15 protein-coding genes are annotated in these 15,390 nt (G+C 74.3%); 8 read left to right on the top strand and 7 right to left on the bottom strand.

What is annotated here, in order from left to right; all coding sequences use genetic code 11:
* The 5 genes from EFE23_RS08765 to EFE23_RS08745 form a co-directional block, all read left to right on the top strand.
* Positions 1–390, top strand: a 390-nt coding sequence (locus tag EFE23_RS08765; RefSeq protein WP_148058424.1) for a tetratricopeptide repeat protein, incomplete at its 5' end; no start/stop codon positions are given.
* Between the two features lie 238 nt (positions 391–628).
* Positions 629–1,120, top strand: a complete 492-nt coding sequence (moaC, locus tag EFE23_RS08760; RefSeq protein WP_123240404.1) for a cyclic pyranopterin monophosphate synthase MoaC — start codon at positions 629–631, stop codon at positions 1,118–1,120.
* Positions 1,117–1,587 carry a MogA/MoaB family molybdenum cofactor biosynthesis protein gene (locus EFE23_RS08755; RefSeq protein WP_123240411.1) on the top strand — a complete coding sequence of 157 codons (471 nt, stop codon included), beginning with the start codon at positions 1,117–1,119 and terminating at the stop codon, positions 1,585–1,587. Before moaC ends, EFE23_RS08755 begins: the two co-directional genes overlap by 4 nt.
* 92 nt (positions 1,588–1,679) lie before the next feature.
* Positions 1,680–2,939: a molybdopterin molybdotransferase MoeA gene (locus tag EFE23_RS08750; RefSeq protein WP_123240403.1), complete on the top strand. Its 1,260-nt coding sequence runs from the start codon at positions 1,680–1,682 to the stop codon at positions 2,937–2,939.
* 170 nt (positions 2,940–3,109) lie between these two features.
* Entirely contained in the window at positions 3,110–3,559 is a 450-nt protein-coding gene (locus EFE23_RS08745; protein ID WP_123240402.1) for a molybdenum cofactor biosynthesis protein MoaE, read from the top strand.
* A 37-nt stretch (positions 3,560–3,596) separates the two neighbouring features.
* On the opposite strand, the gene EFE23_RS08740 is transcribed toward EFE23_RS08745, so the two are convergent.
* Both EFE23_RS08740 and EFE23_RS08735 read right to left on the bottom strand, forming a co-directional pair.
* Entirely contained in the window at positions 3,597–5,033 is a 1,437-nt protein-coding gene (locus tag EFE23_RS08740; protein ID WP_123240401.1) for a glycosyltransferase 87 family protein, read from the bottom strand.
* Between the two features lie 204 nt (positions 5,034–5,237).
* Positions 5,238–5,783, bottom strand: coding sequence for a DoxX family protein (locus EFE23_RS08735; protein ID WP_123240400.1), 546 nt, complete (start codon positions 5,781–5,783; stop codon positions 5,238–5,240).
* Between the two features lie 145 nt (positions 5,784–5,928).
* On the opposite strand from EFE23_RS08735, the gene EFE23_RS08730 reads away from it, so the two are divergent.
* Entirely contained in the window at positions 5,929–6,474 is a 546-nt protein-coding gene (locus EFE23_RS08730; RefSeq protein WP_123240399.1) for a GNAT family N-acetyltransferase, read from the top strand.
* Between the two features lie 9 nt (positions 6,475–6,483).
* On the opposite strand, the gene EFE23_RS08725 is transcribed toward EFE23_RS08730, so the two are convergent.
* Positions 6,484–7,719: an ATP-binding protein gene (locus EFE23_RS08725; RefSeq protein WP_123240398.1), complete on the bottom strand. Its 1,236-nt coding sequence runs from the start codon at positions 7,717–7,719 to the stop codon at positions 6,484–6,486.
* Positions 7,720–7,857: 138 nt separating this feature from the next.
* Positions 7,858–8,565: an LppU/SCO3897 family protein gene (locus EFE23_RS29730; RefSeq protein WP_123240397.1), complete on the bottom strand. Its 708-nt coding sequence runs from the start codon at positions 8,563–8,565 to the stop codon at positions 7,858–7,860.
* Positions 8,566–8,652: 87 nt separating this feature from the next.
* On the opposite strand from EFE23_RS29730, the gene EFE23_RS08715 reads away from it, so the two are divergent.
* Together EFE23_RS08715 and EFE23_RS08710 are read left to right on the top strand one after the other, a co-directional pair.
* Positions 8,653–9,636: an EamA family transporter gene (locus tag EFE23_RS08715; protein WP_204335591.1), complete on the top strand. Its 984-nt coding sequence runs from the start codon at positions 8,653–8,655 to the stop codon at positions 9,634–9,636.
* An 11-nt stretch (positions 9,637–9,647) separates the two neighbouring features.
* Positions 9,648–10,277 (top strand): prepilin peptidase, encoded by a 630-nt coding sequence (locus EFE23_RS08710; RefSeq protein WP_123240396.1) that lies wholly within the window; start codon positions 9,648–9,650, stop codon positions 10,275–10,277.
* Positions 10,278–10,554: 277 nt separating this feature from the next.
* Here the strand turns inward: EFE23_RS08710 and EFE23_RS08705 are convergent, their stop codons facing one another.
* The 3 genes from EFE23_RS08705 to EFE23_RS08695 all read right to left on the bottom strand — a co-directional run bounded on the left by EFE23_RS08705 (position 10,555) and on the right by EFE23_RS08695 (position 15,387).
* Positions 10,555–13,749 carry a UvrD-helicase domain-containing protein gene (locus EFE23_RS08705; protein WP_123240395.1) on the bottom strand — a complete coding sequence of 1,065 codons (3,195 nt, stop codon included), beginning with the start codon at positions 13,747–13,749 and terminating at the stop codon, positions 10,555–10,557.
* Positions 13,750–13,843: 94 nt separating this feature from the next.
* Positions 13,844–15,121, bottom strand: a complete 1,278-nt coding sequence (locus tag EFE23_RS08700) for a metallophosphoesterase (RefSeq protein WP_204335594.1) — start codon at positions 15,119–15,121, stop codon at positions 13,844–13,846.
* A gap of 20 nt (positions 15,122–15,141) precedes the next feature.
* Positions 15,142–15,387 carry a MoaD/ThiS family protein gene (locus EFE23_RS08695; RefSeq protein ID WP_123240393.1) on the bottom strand — a complete coding sequence of 82 codons (246 nt, stop codon included), beginning with the start codon at positions 15,385–15,387 and terminating at the stop codon, positions 15,142–15,144.
* Positions 15,388–15,390: the final 3 nt, after the last annotated feature.

The raw sequence follows: 15,390 nt of genomic DNA, 5'->3' as shown, positions 1-15,390 counted from the left end.
GAGGTTCGAAACGATCTGGGAATCGCGTACCGGCATCTGGGCCGGCTGGAGGAGGCGACGAGGCAGCACGAGATGGCTTTCGACCTTGCCGTTGACTCTGGGGAACGACATGTGCAGGCCGCCGCGTTGAACGACCTCGCGCTGACGCTCAACTGTCGGGGGTGTACCGACGAGGCGAGCGCAGTCCATCGCCGCGCACTGGACCTGTCGACGCGGTTCGCCCATCAATACGAGCAGGGGCGCGCACTGCTCGGCCTGGGTGATCTCGCCTCGGTTACGGATCCGGACGGAGCGCGCCGGTGCTGGCTGCGCGCACTGGCGATCTTCGAGCGGATGGGCGTTCCCGAGCGACACGAGGTGCGTCGTCGTCTCGGCGAGGGGCCTTCCTGAGAACAACGAACAGTCTTATCGATTTCTTATCGCAGCGCCCGCTACCGTTCCGCCAGTCGGCGATCGGGGGAGGCCCTGCACGGGGAAGGGCCGAGTCGACGAGGACGCCCGCCGGCGAGTTCCCCCCCAGCGACCTGCCGGCGGGTAGGTGTGGGAGGAGCGCCACCGGCACCGGTTGCGGCGCTCCTCCCCACCGACCCGACGCGGTTGGTCGTACCCGAGGGATAGGCTCGCGGCCGTGACCGAACCCGCCCAGCTCACCCACGTCGACCCGGCCGGCGCGGCCCGGATGGTCGAGGTCTCCGCCAAGCCGGTCTCCGGCCGGCGCGCGGTCGCCGCCGGCCGGCTCCGCACCACCGCCGAGGTGGTGGAGCTGCTGCGCCGCGACGGCCTGCCCAAGGGCGACGCGCTCGCCGTCGGCCGCCTCGCCGGGATCATGGGGGCCAAGCGCACCCCGGATCTGATCCCGCTCTGCCATCCGATCGCCCTGCACGGTGTCACCGTCGACCTGCGGCTCACCACCGACACCGTCGAGATCACCGCGACCGCGAAGACCGCCGACCGGACGGGCGTCGAGATGGAGGCCCTCACCGCCGTGGCGGTCGCCGGGCTCGCCCTGGTCGACATGGTCAAGGCCGTCGACCCCGCCGCCTCCGTCGACGCGGTGCGGGTGCTGCGCAAGGAGGGCGGCAAGACCGGCGAGTGGGTGCGGCCGGAGGACCGGCCGTGATCCGGGCCCGGGTGATCGTGGCGTCCAACCGGGCGGCCGCCGGGGTGTACGCCGACACCAGCGGTCCGCTCCTCGTCGCGGGCCTGCGCGAGCTGGGCTGCCAGGTCGACGACCCGGTGGTGGTGCCGGACGGCGAGCCGGTCGGCACCGCGCTGCGGGCGGCCCGGGACGAGGGCGTCGACGTGGTGCTGACCAGCGGCGGCACCGGGATCACCCCGACCGACCGGACCCCCGAGGTGACGCGCGCCCTGCTCGACTACGAGATCCCGGGCATCGCCGAGGCGATCCGGGCGCACAGCCGGGACAACGTCCCCACCGCCGCGCTGTCCCGAGGGCTCGCCGGGGTCGTGGGCCGGATGCTGGTGGTCAACCTGCCCGGTTCCCGCGGCGGGGCGAAGGACGGGCTGGCGGTGCTCGGCCCGATCCTGACCCACGCCGTCGACCAGCTCCGCGGCGGCGACCACTGACCGTGCGCCGACACCCGCACCGCCGCCCGGCCCCGGACGCCACCCAAGCGCCCTGGGCCCGTCGCACCCGCGGCCGGGGATAGGCTCGCCGGATGAGCACGGAAACCGCAGCCGCCGCGGCGCAGGTCGCCGCGCCGCCGCCGGCCGGCTGGGAGGAGGCCCGCTCCCGGGTGTACGCGGTCGGCCTGGCGGCCGCGCTCCCCCCGGTCGACCGGGCACTCGCCGACGCCGACGGGCACACCCTCGCCGAGCCGCTGACCACGCGTACCGACCTGCCGGCGTTCCCCACCTCCAGCGTGGACGGCTGGGCGGTGCGTGGCGACGGCCCGTGGCGGGTGGTGGGCCGGGTGCTCGCCGGGCAGACCCCGCCCCCACTGGCCGCCGACGGCAGCACCGTCGAGATCGCCACCGGCGCGATGGTCCCCGCCGGCGCCACCGCGATCCTGCGGGTCGAGGAGTCGACCCGTACGCCGGACGGGCTGGTCGCCGGCACGCCACGCCCGCAGCGGGAGTGGCGGGAGCCGGGCGAGGAGGCGTACGCCGGGGAGGAGTTGTTGCCGGCCGGCACGCCGGTCGACCCGGCGGTGATCGGCCTGGCCGCCTCCTGCGGCCACGACACGCTGCGGGTCCGCCGGCAACCGCGCGCCGCGGTGCTGGTCTTCGGCGACGAACTGCTCACCTCCGGACCGCCGGGCGCCGGCCGGGTCCGGGACGCGCTCGGTCCGACCGTGCCGGCCTGGCTGCGCCGGTACGGCTGTCAGGTGCGCCCGGCCGACGTGGTCGGACCGGTGGCCGACACGCTGCCCGCCCATGTGGCGGCGCTGCGCGGCGCGCTGGCCAGCGCCGACCTGGTCTGCACCACCGGCGGCACCATGCACGGCCCGGTCGACCACCTGCACCCGACGCTGGAGGCGCTGGGTGCCGACTACGTGGTCAACACCGTCGCGGTCCGGCCGGGCTTCCCGATGCTGCTGGCCCGGCTGGTCGACGACGACGGCCGGGTCCGCTTCGTGGCGGGGCTGCCGGGCAATCCGCAGTCGGCCGTCGTCGCGCTGGTCTCGCTGGTCGTGCCGCTGCTCGCCGGGCTGGTGGGCCGACCGATGCCGGTGCTGCCGCAGGTCACCCTCGCCGAGCCGATCGCCGGCCGGGGCGACTACACGCACCTTGCCCTGGTCCGGGTGGACCGGGCCGCCGCCACCGCCCGCCCGCTGCGCCACGTCGGCTCGGCGATGCTGCGCGGCCTCGCCGGCGCGGACGGTTTCGCGGTGATCCGGCCGGGCACCACCGGCGAGGCGGGGGCCCGGGTGCCGGTCGTCCCGCTGCCGCTGACCCCCGGGGAGCGGTCATGGTGAGTGCGAGGAGTGAGCCGCGGTTGCGAGCCCCGCAGTCGCGAACGAAAGAGCAACGGTGAGTGCGAGGAGTGAGCCGGGGTTGCGAGCCCCGCAGTCGCGAACGAAAGAGCAACGGTGAGTGCGAGGAGTGAGCCGGGGTTGCGAGCCCCGCAGTCGCGAACGAAAGAGCAATGGTGAGTCCCGCGGTCACGGACGAAGGAGGAACGGTGATCATCGGTGCGGTGACCGAGCAGCCGCTCGACCTGGCCGCGCACGAGGCGGCGGTCGCCGACCGGCGGGCCGGCGCGGTGGTCTCGTTCCAGGGCGTGGTCCGCGACCACGACCACGGCCGCGGGGTCACCCTGCTCGAGTACGAGGGCCATCCCACCGCCGAGGCGGTGCTCCGCGAGGTCGCCGCCGAGATCGCGGCCGATCCGCAGGTGTACGCGGTGGCCGTGTCGCACCGGATCGGCCGGCTGGAGATCGGCGAGCCGGCCCTGGTCGCGGCGGTCAGCACCGCGCACCGGGCGGCGGCCTTCGCGGCCTGCGCGCGGCTGGTCGACGAGGTCAAGGCGCGGCTGCCGATCTGGAAGCGGCAGGTCTTCGCCGACGGCACCGAGGAGTGGGTGAACTGCCCCTGACCGGTCCGTCCCGCCGGGGGCGAGGCCGGGCGGACCGTCAGCGACGGGCGGTGAGCTGGGTGGTGCGGACCAGCCGGTCGTGGTAGAAGGCGGGCTCCGCTCCGGGCCGCCAGGGCAGCGCCGCGACCAGCACGATCAGGGCGATCGCCAGCGAGTTCTCCATCAGCGCGCCGAACAGGCCGTCCTGGTAGTGCGACACCTCGGGGAGTTGGTGCTCGTACGGCCAGATCGGCGAGATGAGGAAGAGCAGGTAGAGCGCGAGCGCGCCGACCCCGTGCCGCAGCCCGGTGAGGGTCGGGTACCAGATGGGCGGGCGCAGCGGCGGCACCCCGCCGGCCGGTGGGGCGCCGGTGACCCGGGCGGACAGTCCGCGGCTGGCCTCGCGGCGGCGTACCGCGGCGTCGGCCAGCACGATGATCGCCGGGATCACGAACACCAGGTGGTGTGACCAGGAGATCGGGCTGATCACGTTCGCGGTCAACCCGACCAGCGTGAACGCGGTCAGCTCGTCGCCGTCGGCCCGGGCGCTCGCCGCCCGGGACAGCCCCAGCGCCAGCACCAGCACCGAGAAGGCCAGCCAGAGCAGGCCGGGTGTCTCGATCGAGTCGTAGAGCCGGGCCAGCAGGCCGGCGAGGGACTGGTTGGCGGTCATGTCCGCCGCGCCGACCCGCTCGGTCTGCCAGAGCACTGAGCTGAAGTACGTCCGCGATTCCTCGCCGCAGAGCGCGAACGTCCCGAGGGTCACGCCGATGGTGGTGCCGATCGCGGTCAGCGCCGCGCGCCACTGCCGGGTGATCATCAGGTACGCGACGAACAGCGCCGGGGTCAGCTTGACCGCGGTGGCCAGGCCGATGCCGACGCCCGCCCAGGCGCCGCTGTAGACGAACCGGGCCAGTGCCGAGTCGGCGGTGTCGTGGTGGGTCCCCCGCTTGGCCCGCCACCGCAGTCCGACCAGGTCCGCCATGATCAGTGCGAAGAGCAGCAGGTTGACCTGGCCGTAGCCGAGGGTCTCCCGGGACGGTTCGATGGCCAGCGCCAGCGGCGTGGCGACGGCGACGGTGAAGCCGAGCGGCCAGCCGAGCCGGTCGACGATCGGGCGCAGCAGCGCGGCCAGCACGACGGCGAGTGCGGCGATGCTGGCGAGCGCGTTCAGCCAGCCGGCGGCGTCGACCGGCAGCCAGGACATCGGCAGCATGACCAGCCCGGCGAACGGCGGGTAGGTGAAGCCCAGGGTCGTCGAGGGTGCGATGAAGTCGTACAGCTCGTTGCCGCTCGCCCACCACACCACGGCACCGTGGTAGATCTTCATGTCGAAGAAGTTGTACGGCCGCCCGAAGGTGCCGATGGCGAGCCAAGCGGCGTAGGCGACGGCGGCCACGATGCCGGTCCGTACGACTGTCCTGCGCTCGATCCCACGCGTGCCGCGACGGACTGGAGCGAGGCGGTCCATCCGTCTACCGACGGTCGCCGGCATGGCGGTGCCACCCCCGTACCAAGGTTGTCCTACCCGTCCAGGTCCCGCACGGAGCCTAGAACGGCGCCTCACGTTGCTGCCTCCCGCGTTATGCGACCGTGTCCGATCCCACACGTGTTTTTGACATTTCCACCGCGTTAACGGGTGTCGGACGGTTCAGGTGATTAATGGCCTTGCGGGGGGTGGTGGGCGTATTGATGCAGGTCAGCCCGGGACCCGGCGGGCGGTGGCCGCGGACCGCGCGGCGATCTTCGCCTCCCGACGGGCGGTCCGGACCGCGCGCTGCACCGAGCGTCGCGAGTGGTCGATCCGGTGCCCGGCGCGCCAGCGCAACCCGGGTTTGCCCTCGGTGTCGGCGGCGGCGAGAAGCAGGCCGCCGAAGAGTCCGAGGTTCTTCAGGAAGTGGACCTGGTTGTTGTTCCTCGCCGCGGGGTCGTCGTTGGTCCAGAAGGGATGACCGGCGGCGGTGACCGGCACCAGCGTGCCGGCCAGGAGCAGCGCGACGGGCCGGGTGAATTTTCCGGTCGCGAGCATCAGCCCGCCGACGAGTTGGGTGGCGGCGTTGGCCCGGATCAATGTCGTGGTGTCGGTGGGGATCCGGGGGTGCAGGTTCTGGATCAGCGGGGCGACCCGGTCGGTGACCGGCTTGGCCGCCTCGACCAGCCGGTCCGGGTTCTGCAGGTTGCGGGCGCCGCTGACCACGAAGATGCCGCTCAGCATGACGCGGGCGAGGGTACGCACGGGCTTCATGAATCAGTCATACCCCGTCGGGCCGGTCGCTACCCGGACAACACCCGAACGGGATCGGCCGACGTGGACGTCCGGCCGGACCCTCGGACGGCTGATTTCAGCGACCGTCGCGGATGGACCGGCCGGGCGCGGTAAGGTCGCGCGGGTGACGACCCTGCGACTCCGACCCGAGGATCCGGCGGACGAGGGACCGGTCGCCCGGGTGCTGGCCGCCGCCTTCGCCCGTCCCGACGTGGCCACGCCGCCGGAGGTGGCCCTGGTCGACGAGCTCCGGCACAGCGACGCCTGGATCCCCGAGCTGGCCATGATCGCCGAGTACGGCGGTGAGGTGGTCGGCTACGCGCTGCTGACCCGGGTCCGGGTGTGCACCGAGCGGGGTTCGTATCCGGCGCTGGCGCTCGGACCGGTGGCGGTCGCCCCGCACCGGCAGCGGATCGGGCACGGCACCGCGGTGGTGCAGGCCGCCCTGGACGGGGCGACCGAGCTGGGGGAACGGCTGGTGGTGGTGCTCGGCGACCCGGCGTTCTACCGACGCTTCGGCTTCGGCCCGGCCGATCGGCTGGGGCTGACCAGCCCCTGGTGCGGGCTCGGCGAGCCCTGGCAGGCCCGGGTGCTGCCGCCGGCGACCAGCGACGAGGCGCCACCGGCGCCGGGGGAAGTGATCTTCCCGCCACCCTGGTCGAAGGTCTGACGCCGCCGGTCAGGCCGGCTGGGTCCGCAGGTAGCGGCCGAAGTGCGGGACGGTGAAGGCGACCGTGCCCCGCTCACCGGAGTAGATCAACCCCTTCTTGATCAGCGCGTCCCGGGCCGGGGAGAGGCTGGCCGGCTTCCGGCCCAGCGCCCGGGCGATCTCCGCGGTCGGCACCGCCGCGTCCATGTCGTCCCGGCCGCTCTCCTCCCCCTCGACCAGGGAGAGGGACGCCATCGCCCGCATGTACTCGCGCTCGGCGGGGGTGGCCCGCTCGAACCGGGAGCCGAAGAAGCCGACCGCCAGTTCGGCCTCCGCCTCGGGGGCGGCCACCCGGACGTCGGCGGCGGTGACGGGCGATCGCGGGGCGTGGTCCCAGGTGGCCTTTCCGTACGCCTGGACGAAGTACGGATAGCCGCCGGACTTCTCATAGAGCAGGTCGAGCGCCTTCTGCTCGTACTCGACCTCCTCCCGCTCGGCCGGCGCGCAGAGCGCCTGGTCGGCGGCGATCCGGTCCAGCCGGTCGATGCGCTGGTAGCGGAAGAGCCGCTCCGAGTACGACTTGGCGGCGCTGAGCACGGCCGGCAGGTGCGGCAGCCCGGCGCCCACCACGATCAGTGGCGCGCCGAGCTGGGACAGCTCGTGGCAGGCGGCGCAGAGCGCGGAGACGTCCTCCGCGCCGAGGTCCTGCATCTCGTCGATGAAGATGGCGATGCCGGTGCCGACGTCGGTTGCCACCGCCGCCGCGTCGGTGAGCAGCTCGACCAGGTCGATCTCGATGTCGCCGGAGTCGGCCCGCCCGCTGCTCGCCGGCACGTCGATGCCCGGCTGCCAGCGGTCGCGCAGCTTGGGCGCGGCTCCGCCCCGGCCGGCGGGGGCGGACCGTTGGGCGAAGGCCTTGAGCACGCCGAGGAACGCGTCGATCCGATCCGGGGCGCGGTGCCGGGGCGCCAGCTCGCGGACCGCCATGTGCAGCGCGGCGGCGATCGGCCGGCGTAGCGACTGGTCGGGTCGGGCCTCGATCTTGCCGGTGCCCCAGAGGTGGTTGATCGCCTGCGAGCGGAGGGTGTTGAGCAGGACGGTCTTGCCGACCCCGCGCAGGCCGGTCAGCATCAGGCTGCGCTCGGGGCGGCCCCGGGCGATCCGCTCCAGCACCACGTCGAAGACGTCCAGTTCCCGCCCCCGCCCGGCGAGTTCGGGCGGGCGCTGGCCGGCGCCCGGGGCGTACGGGTTGCGGACCGGATCCACGAATCGCAGAGTATCGGGCCGTCTAGTGGGGAGGCTAGACATCCGTAGATGCGGCTACCGGCGTGTCGAGCCCGTCGAGATGAAACTAGGGCTGTCTAGCGTGGATGCTAGATAGCCCTAGTTTTGGCTACGGCCAGGTCAGCGGCGCTTCAGGCAGAGGACGAAGTCGAGGGTGTCCAGCTCACTGTCGTAGAAGAACCAGTCCGTGTAGCCGGTCACCTTGGCGCACTTCGCCTCGGCATCCTTCTTCCCGCTCGTCGGCCCGTCGATCCGGCTCAGCACCTCGTACGACTTCGGGGCGCACTCGATGATCACCAGCTTCGGCTCGGCGACCCCCCCGTCGTTGCGTACGCACTGGCCCACCCGGGCGAAGCGTGGATCGGTCGAGGACGCCGGAGCCGCCGCCGTGGTCGCCGGGGCGGACGGGTCGCCCGCCGACGGGTCGATTGTCGGCGCGCTCGACGCGCCCGACCCACCCGCCGGCCCCGGCTCGTCCCGGCCGAAGACCCAGAACGCCGCGGCGGCCACGAGCAGCAGTACCGCCACCACGGCCAGCGCGGCGACCAGCCGACCCCGGCCGCGCTCCGGCCGCGGCGGCTCCGGGTACGGCGGGCCGCCCGCGCCGGGTCCCGCGGGCGGGAAGGCCGGCGGGGCCGGCTGCCCGGCGTCCCAGGCGGCCGACGGCGCGTACCGCTGGGCGGGCGGCTCGTACCGCGGCGCGGTCGGCGCGTACCGCTGGTCGGCCGGTGGTTCCCCCCAGCCGCCCGGTGGTCCGGCGTACCGCGAGGTGGGGCGCCCGCCCCGCGGGTCGGGTGAGCCGCCGCCCGGTGGTCCGAAGTTCGACATGGCGGGCCCTCCCGGGTCGGACGATGCTGAGAGGCCGGCCACCAACGGGGGACGGCGACGTCGTGGTCACCGTAGCCTGGTCCACCGATGAGCTCACGCCCTGCGGGTGCGACATCCCCCGCCCACCCCACCCGGCCCGCCCTGATCTGGACCGGGCTGATCCTCGTGTACCTGCTCTGGGGCTCGACGTACCTGGGCATCCGGATCGCCGTCGAGTCGCTGCCGCCGCTCACCTCCGCGGCGATGCGGTTCGCCGCCGCCGCCACGGTGCTCGCCGTGGTGCTGCGCCTCCGCCGGGGACCGGGAGCACTCCGCGTCGACCGGTGGCAACTCGGCTCCGCCGCCCTGATCGGCGTACTCCTGCTCGCCGGCGGCAACGGGCTGGTGGTGCTCGCCGAGTCCGGCCCGCCCGGGGTGGCCCTGCCCTCCGGCATCGCCGCGCTGCTGGTGGCCACCGTCCCGCTGCTGGTGGTGCTGCTGCGTACGCTCGGCGGCGACCGGCCCCGGCCGTGGACGTTCGCCGGGGTGGCCGTCGGCTTCGTGGGGCTCGTCCTGCTCGTGACGCCCCGCGGCGGATCGGGGGCGGTGCCGGTGGTCGGCGCGCTCACCGTGGTCGCCGGTGCCACCTGCTGGTCGGTCGGCTCCTACCTCTCCGGGCGCATCCGGATGCCGGCGGACCCGTTCGTGGCCACCGTCTACGAGATGGTCGCCGGGGCGGTGGCGCTCGGCGTGATCGCCGCCGGCCGGGGCGAGCTGCGCGGCTTCTCCCCCGCCGAGGTGACCGGCCGCTCCTGGGCGGCCCTGGCGTACCTGATGGTGGCCGGCTCGCTGATCGCCTTCACCGCGTACGTCTGGCTGCTGCACCACGCGCCGATCTCGCTGGTCGCCACCTACGCGTACGTGAACCCGGCGGTCGCGGTGGCGCTCGGGGCGTTGCTCGCCGCCGAGCCGGTCACCGCCCAGGTGCTGCTCGGCGGCGTCGTGATCGTGGCCGGGGTCGCGGTGGTGGTGAGCACCGAGCGCCCCCGCCGACCGGTCGACGGGGCAGCCGCCGAGGCGGCACGCCGGTAACATCCCGGCCCGTGTCCGGCGGGCTGGTGACGGGTGTCGCGCTCGTCGGCGCGCTGGCCGGCTGGGCTGCCGTACCCCTCGCCCGCCGCTTCGCCGGACCCGCGCACTCCGCCGGTGCCGGGCGGCCGGGGGCGATCCTGGCCGGCGCGGTGGTGTTCGGGGGACTGGCCGTGGCGCTCGGAGCCGACCCGGCGCTGCCGGCATTCCTGCTGGTCGCGGCGGTCGGGCTGGTGCTCGCCGGAGTGGACCTGGCCTGCCTGCGGCTGCCCGACCCGCTGGTGGCGCTCGCCGCGGCCTTCGGCGGGGCCGGCCTGGTCGTCGCCGCGCTCGCCGCCGGCACCCCGGCCCGCCTGCTCACCGCCGTGGCCGGGGCGGCCGTCTCCTTCGCCGGGTACGTCCTGCTGGCCCTGCTGCCCGGCGCCCGGCTCGGCTTCGGCGACGTGAAGCTCGCCGCCGTGCTCGGCCTGCCGCTCGGCTGGCTGGGCTGGCCGGCCCTGGGCCTCGGGCTGCTCCTGCCGCACCTGCTCAACGGCGTGGTGGTGCTCGCCCTGCTCGTCGCGCGCCGGGTCCGCCGGGACACCGCCCTGCCGTTCGGCCCGGCGCTCCTGGCCGGTGCCTGGTTGGCGGTGCTGCTCAGCTGAGCGTGGCACCGATCCGGCCGCTCGGGCCCTGCTCCCGGGCCGCTCGCGGTGGTGGGGCTCGCGGTGAGCGGCGCTCGCGGTGGGCGGCCCTCGCCGGATTGTCCCCCGGTGCAGGCAAGGGCGGAGAGCGACATGTCGGAGAGACGTGTCTACGTCGCTCAGACATGTCGCACTCATCTGGTTGCGCGGCTGCCCGAGCCCGCCGCCGCACTGATCCGCCGCCGGGTGTGATCGCCGCCGGGGTGGCGCGCGGGGCGGGCCGGCGGGCCGGGGCCGATCAGATCAGCCGGAGCTGCCGGTCCCTGGGTCGACGGACCTCGGGTTCGCCGAACCGTTCGAACAGGCCCGGGTCGATCACGTCGAGGAACGGCGACGGCCGGCACTCCCGCTCGGTGCCGTGCCGGGTGCGCCGGCCGGCGTGACTGACGTACAGCCGGTCCTGGGCGCGGGTCAGCCCGACGAAGAAGAGGCGGCGCTCCTCGGCCACCGCGTCCTCGTCCGGCTCCGACCCGGGCCAGCGCAGCGGCAGCAACCCGTCCTCGGCCCCGACCAGGAACACCACCGGGAACTCCAGACCCTTCGCGGCGTGCAGGGTGAGCAGGGTGACCGCCTCGGCGCGCGGGTCGAGGGCGTCCACCTCCGCGCCGGTGGCCAACTGCGACAGGAACAGCTCCAGGTCGTCGCCGCAGCGGCGGGCCAGCGGGGTGAGCAGGTCCACCGCCACCCGGACGTCCTCGGGGCGTACCGAGCCGGAACCGTCGAGGGTCGGCACGGCGAAACGCTCCGCCAGCACCTGGCCGGCCAGCCGGACCCGGGCGGCCAGCGAGCCGTCCAGCCCGGCGTGCCGCAGCTCGCGGGCGATCGCCGTGACCCCGGGCCGGTCCCGGAGCCGGTCGTGCGAGCGCTTCTGCACCGGGATGTTCGCCCGAGCCAGGGCGTCCACGATCGGGGCGGCCTGCGAGTCGGTGCGGTAGAGCACCGCGATGTCGGAGAAGGACAGCGAGGTCGACCGGCCGTCGATCCGGCCCGAGTCCAGCGACCGGTGGGAGAGGCCGCCGACCAGGTCGTCGATGGTGCGTACCAGGAAATCCGCCTCGTCCGCGACGGAGGCCGCGGCGTAGCGGCCGACCAGCGGCGCCTCCGGGTCGAGCCGGGCCGGATCGAGCCGGCGGCCCCGCACCAGCGACGACGGCGCGATGGCCTGCACCGCGGCGGCCAGGATCGGCGCCGACGAGCGGTAGTTGCGGTTCAGCCGGACCAGGCGGGCGTCGGTGAAGTCCTGGGAGAAGCGCAGGAAGTAGCCGACTTCCGCGCCCCGGAACGAGTAGATCGCCTGGTCGGGGTCGCCGATCGCGCAGAGGTTGCCGTCGGCCGGGGAGAGCAGCCGCAGCAGCTCGTACTGGACCGCGTCGACGTCCTGATACTCGTCGACGAAGATCCACTTCCAGCGCTCGCGGTACTCGCGGACCAGCTTCCGGTCGGCCCTCAGCAGCGCCACCGGCAGGGTGAGCAGCTCGTCCAGGTCGACCAGGTCGCGCTTGCGCAGCAGCCCGGTGTACGCCTCCGGGTCGTCGCCGGCCTCGGCCCGGGCCGCCGCCCGGTCGGCGTCGTCGGCGATGCGGAAGTCCACCGGCAGGCCGGCGGCCTCGGCGTTCTCCCGCAGGATGGTGAGCCCCAGCGAGTGGAAGGTGCCGACCGTGACGTCCTCGGCCACCGGGCCGAGCAGCCCGTCCAGCCGGTGCCGCAACTCCTCGGCCGCCCGCCGGGTGAAGGTGATCGCCAGGCACTGCTCCGGGAAGACGTTCAGCTCGGCGCAGAGGTACGCGATCCGGTGGGTCAGCGTCCGGGTCTTGCCGGTGCCCGGACCCGCCACGATCAGCAGCGGGCCGCCCGGCGCGGAGGCGGCCACCCGCTGCATCGCGTCGAGCCGGTCCAGCAGGCCGGTGCCGACCTCCTCCATGCCGGCGAGCATCGGCTCGAACGGCTCGTGCGGGGACGGCGCCGGCGCGATCGGTGGCGGGGGTGGCGGGGCGGCCTTCCGCTTCGCCTCGGCCTTCGCCGCCGCCGGGCGCCGGGCCCGTGGCTTCGTCGCCGGCTCCGCGGGCTTCCGCTGCGCGGGCACGGGTACGTCGAAGAGCGTGTCCTGCGCACCCGGGCCGCCCGAGGTCGCCCCCAGCTCGGCCGGGTCGAACAGGGTGATCACGCCGTACTCGCCGTCGTAGCCGGGCACCCGGCGCACCTCGCCCCGGCGCAACCGGCCGATCCCCTCGGCGAGCAGTTCCCCGCCCACCCGGGCGATCTCGTCGAGCGGGGTGCCGGTGAGGATCTCCAGCTCCGGGCCGAGCGCGGCGACCAGGTCGTTGAGCTTGCCCTCGACCTTCTTGGACCGGGCGCCGACCTTGTTGATCTCACCGAGGATCTCGGCGAGCGGGACCAGATGGGTGACCTGCCGGGCGTGCGCCGGCCGGTGCCCCTCGGGCCGGTCGGCTAGCTCCTCCACCCGGCTCAGTACGCCCACCGTCAGCGGCTTACCGCATTCCGGGCACCGTCCACCGGCCTCCCGGGTCCGTTCCGGGGACCAGTTCACCCCGCACAGGCGGTGGCCGTCGGCGTGGTACTTGCCCTCCTCCGGGAAGAACTCGACGGTGCCGGCCAGCCCGTCCCCGGTGCGCAGCGCCTCCCGGATGGCGAAGTAGTCGCGGCCGGAGGTGAAGACCGTGGCCTCGCGGGCCAGGGCGGGCGGCGAGTGCGCGTCCGAGTTGGACACCAGCCGATAGCGGTCCAGGCTGCCGACCCGCCAGTTCATCTCCGGGTCGGAGGAGAGCCCGGTCTCCACCGCGAAGACGTGGTCGGCGAGGTCGGCGTAGCAGTCCGCGATGGCGTCGAAGCCGGACTTCGAGCCGAGCGCCGAGAACCAGGGCGTCCAGATGTGGGCCGGCACCAGGTAGCCGTCCGGGCTCGCCTCGAGGGTGATCTCCAGCAGGTCCCGGGAGTCCAGGCCGAGGATCGGCCGGCCGTCCGAGCCGAGGTTGCCGATCCGGCCGAGCGCGGTGTTGAACCGGGCCACGGCGTCCAGGTCCGGCAGGTAGATCAGGTGGTGCACCTTGCGGGTCCGGTCGTCCCGTTTGTAGATGGTGGAGATCTCCACGCTGAGCATGAACCGGACCGGGTCCGTCTCGGCCGCGCTCGCCAGCCGGGGCGGCAGGCGGCGGGCGATGTCCCGTTCCGCCTCCGGGCTGAGCCGGAACAGGCCGGGCTCGGCCGGGTGCAGCGTCTCCCGCAGGTGGTCGTACCAGGCGGGGTGGGTGAAGTCACCGGTGCCGAGCACTCCGATGCCCTTGCGCCGGGCCCACCAGCCCAGGTTGGGCAGGGTCAGGTCGCGGCTGCACGCGCGCGAGTACTTCGAGTGGATGTGCAGATCCGCGACGAATGGCGGGAGGCCACCGGGGGGTGCGGCGCTGAACGGAGGCACGCCGCATCCTGTCACGCCCGGTCCCCTCGCCGTGCGCCGCCACGCGTACGCGTGACCTGAGCAATCCGCCGCTGGACTGCGCGGCCCGGGCGCGCTATGGCGCGCGCAGCTCCACCAGGGTCACCTGCGGCGGGGCGCCGACCCGGACCGGCGGCCCCCAGAAGCCGGCGCCATTGGTCACGTAGACCTTGGTGCCGTCCACCTCGCCGAGCCCGGACACCACCGGCTGCTGGAGCGGGACCAGCAGGTTGAACGGCGCCATCTGGCCGCCGTGGGTGTGCCCCGAGAGCTGAAGGTCGACGCCGAACTTCGCCGCCTCCTGCGCGGCGACCGGCTGGTGGGCCAGCAACACCACCGGGCGGCTCGGATCCCGGTCGGCCAGGGCGGCGGCGTAGTCGGGCGGGGCGGCCAGCCCGCTGCCGTGTGCGGTCACGTCGTTCACCCCCGCCAGGTCCAGCACCCCACCCCGGGCGTGGATCTCCTGGCGCTCGTTCTGCAGCACCCGGACACCCAGCCGGTCCACCTCGCGGACCCAGTCCTCAACGCCCGAGTAGTACTCGTGGTTGCCGGTGACGAAGAAGCTGCCGTACCGCGAGTGCAGGTCGTGCAGGGGTGCGGCCTCGTCGCCCAACTCGGCCACCGAGCCGTCAACCAGGTCGCCGACGATCGCCACCAGGTCGGCGTCCAGTCGGTTGATCATCGTGACGATCCGCTCGGTGTGCCCGCGGCCGGTCAGCGGCCCGAGGTGGATGTCCGACACCGTGGCGATCCGCAGGCCGTCCATGCTGCGCGGAAGCTTCGCCAGCGGGATCTGGACCCGGTCCAGCTGCGGCGCACCCAGCGCGGTGCGGACACCGTACCCGGTGATGCCGGCGGCGGTGAGCCCGGCGAAGATCGCCGCGCCCCGGGCGAGCAGCAGGCGCCGGGACGGGTCGTGGTCCGGCTGACCGACCGCCGCGGCGGCCGGCGGGTCGACGGGCTGCCCGCCGTGATCGTCGGCGGTGGCGCCACCGGCCAGGGGGTCGGCGGCGCCGACCAGGGCGGGCTCTGGGGCCGCCGCGGTCGGCTCGGCGACCACCGCGCGACGGCGCAGCACCAGCCTGGCCACCGCCATCGGCACTTCCAGCACCAGCAGCACGACCAGCAGGTAGAACATCAGCGCCAGCCACAGATAGCCCGGCCAGGCGACCCAGCGCACACCGGCGTTGGTCACGATCATGGTGGTCGGGATCAGCACCGCCAGCAGCAGTACGGCGATCCCGCCGACCCTCCTCCGACGCCCCGGGACGGTGGTGTCCCGCACCAGCCGTTTCCACAGGTAGAGGTGGATCAGGGCGGTGACCAGCAGGACGAAGCCGACGAACGTCGCCATCGCCAACACGTGCGCTCCCCTCAGCCGCCGGCGAACGGCGGTAGCACGTCGACCGTCACGCCGGCCGGCAGCGGTGCCCGCCGGTCGTGACAGGCCAGGCCGTCGACCAGGAAACTCGCCGCCTTCAGCACGACGGCCAGCCGTTCGCCGTGCCGGGCGGCCAGTTCGTCGACGAGCTCGTCGAGCGACCGGCCGGCCGGGACGGTCTCCTCCGACCGTCCGGCGGCGGCCCGCGCCCCGGCGAAGTAGCGGATGGTGAGCTGCACCGG

It is taken from the genome of Micromonospora solifontis (genome assembly GCF_003725545.1).
Classification (GTDB): domain Bacteria; phylum Actinomycetota; class Actinomycetes; order Mycobacteriales; family Micromonosporaceae; genus Micromonospora; species Micromonospora solifontis.
This window is presented reverse-complemented; position numbering and strand designations above follow the sequence as displayed.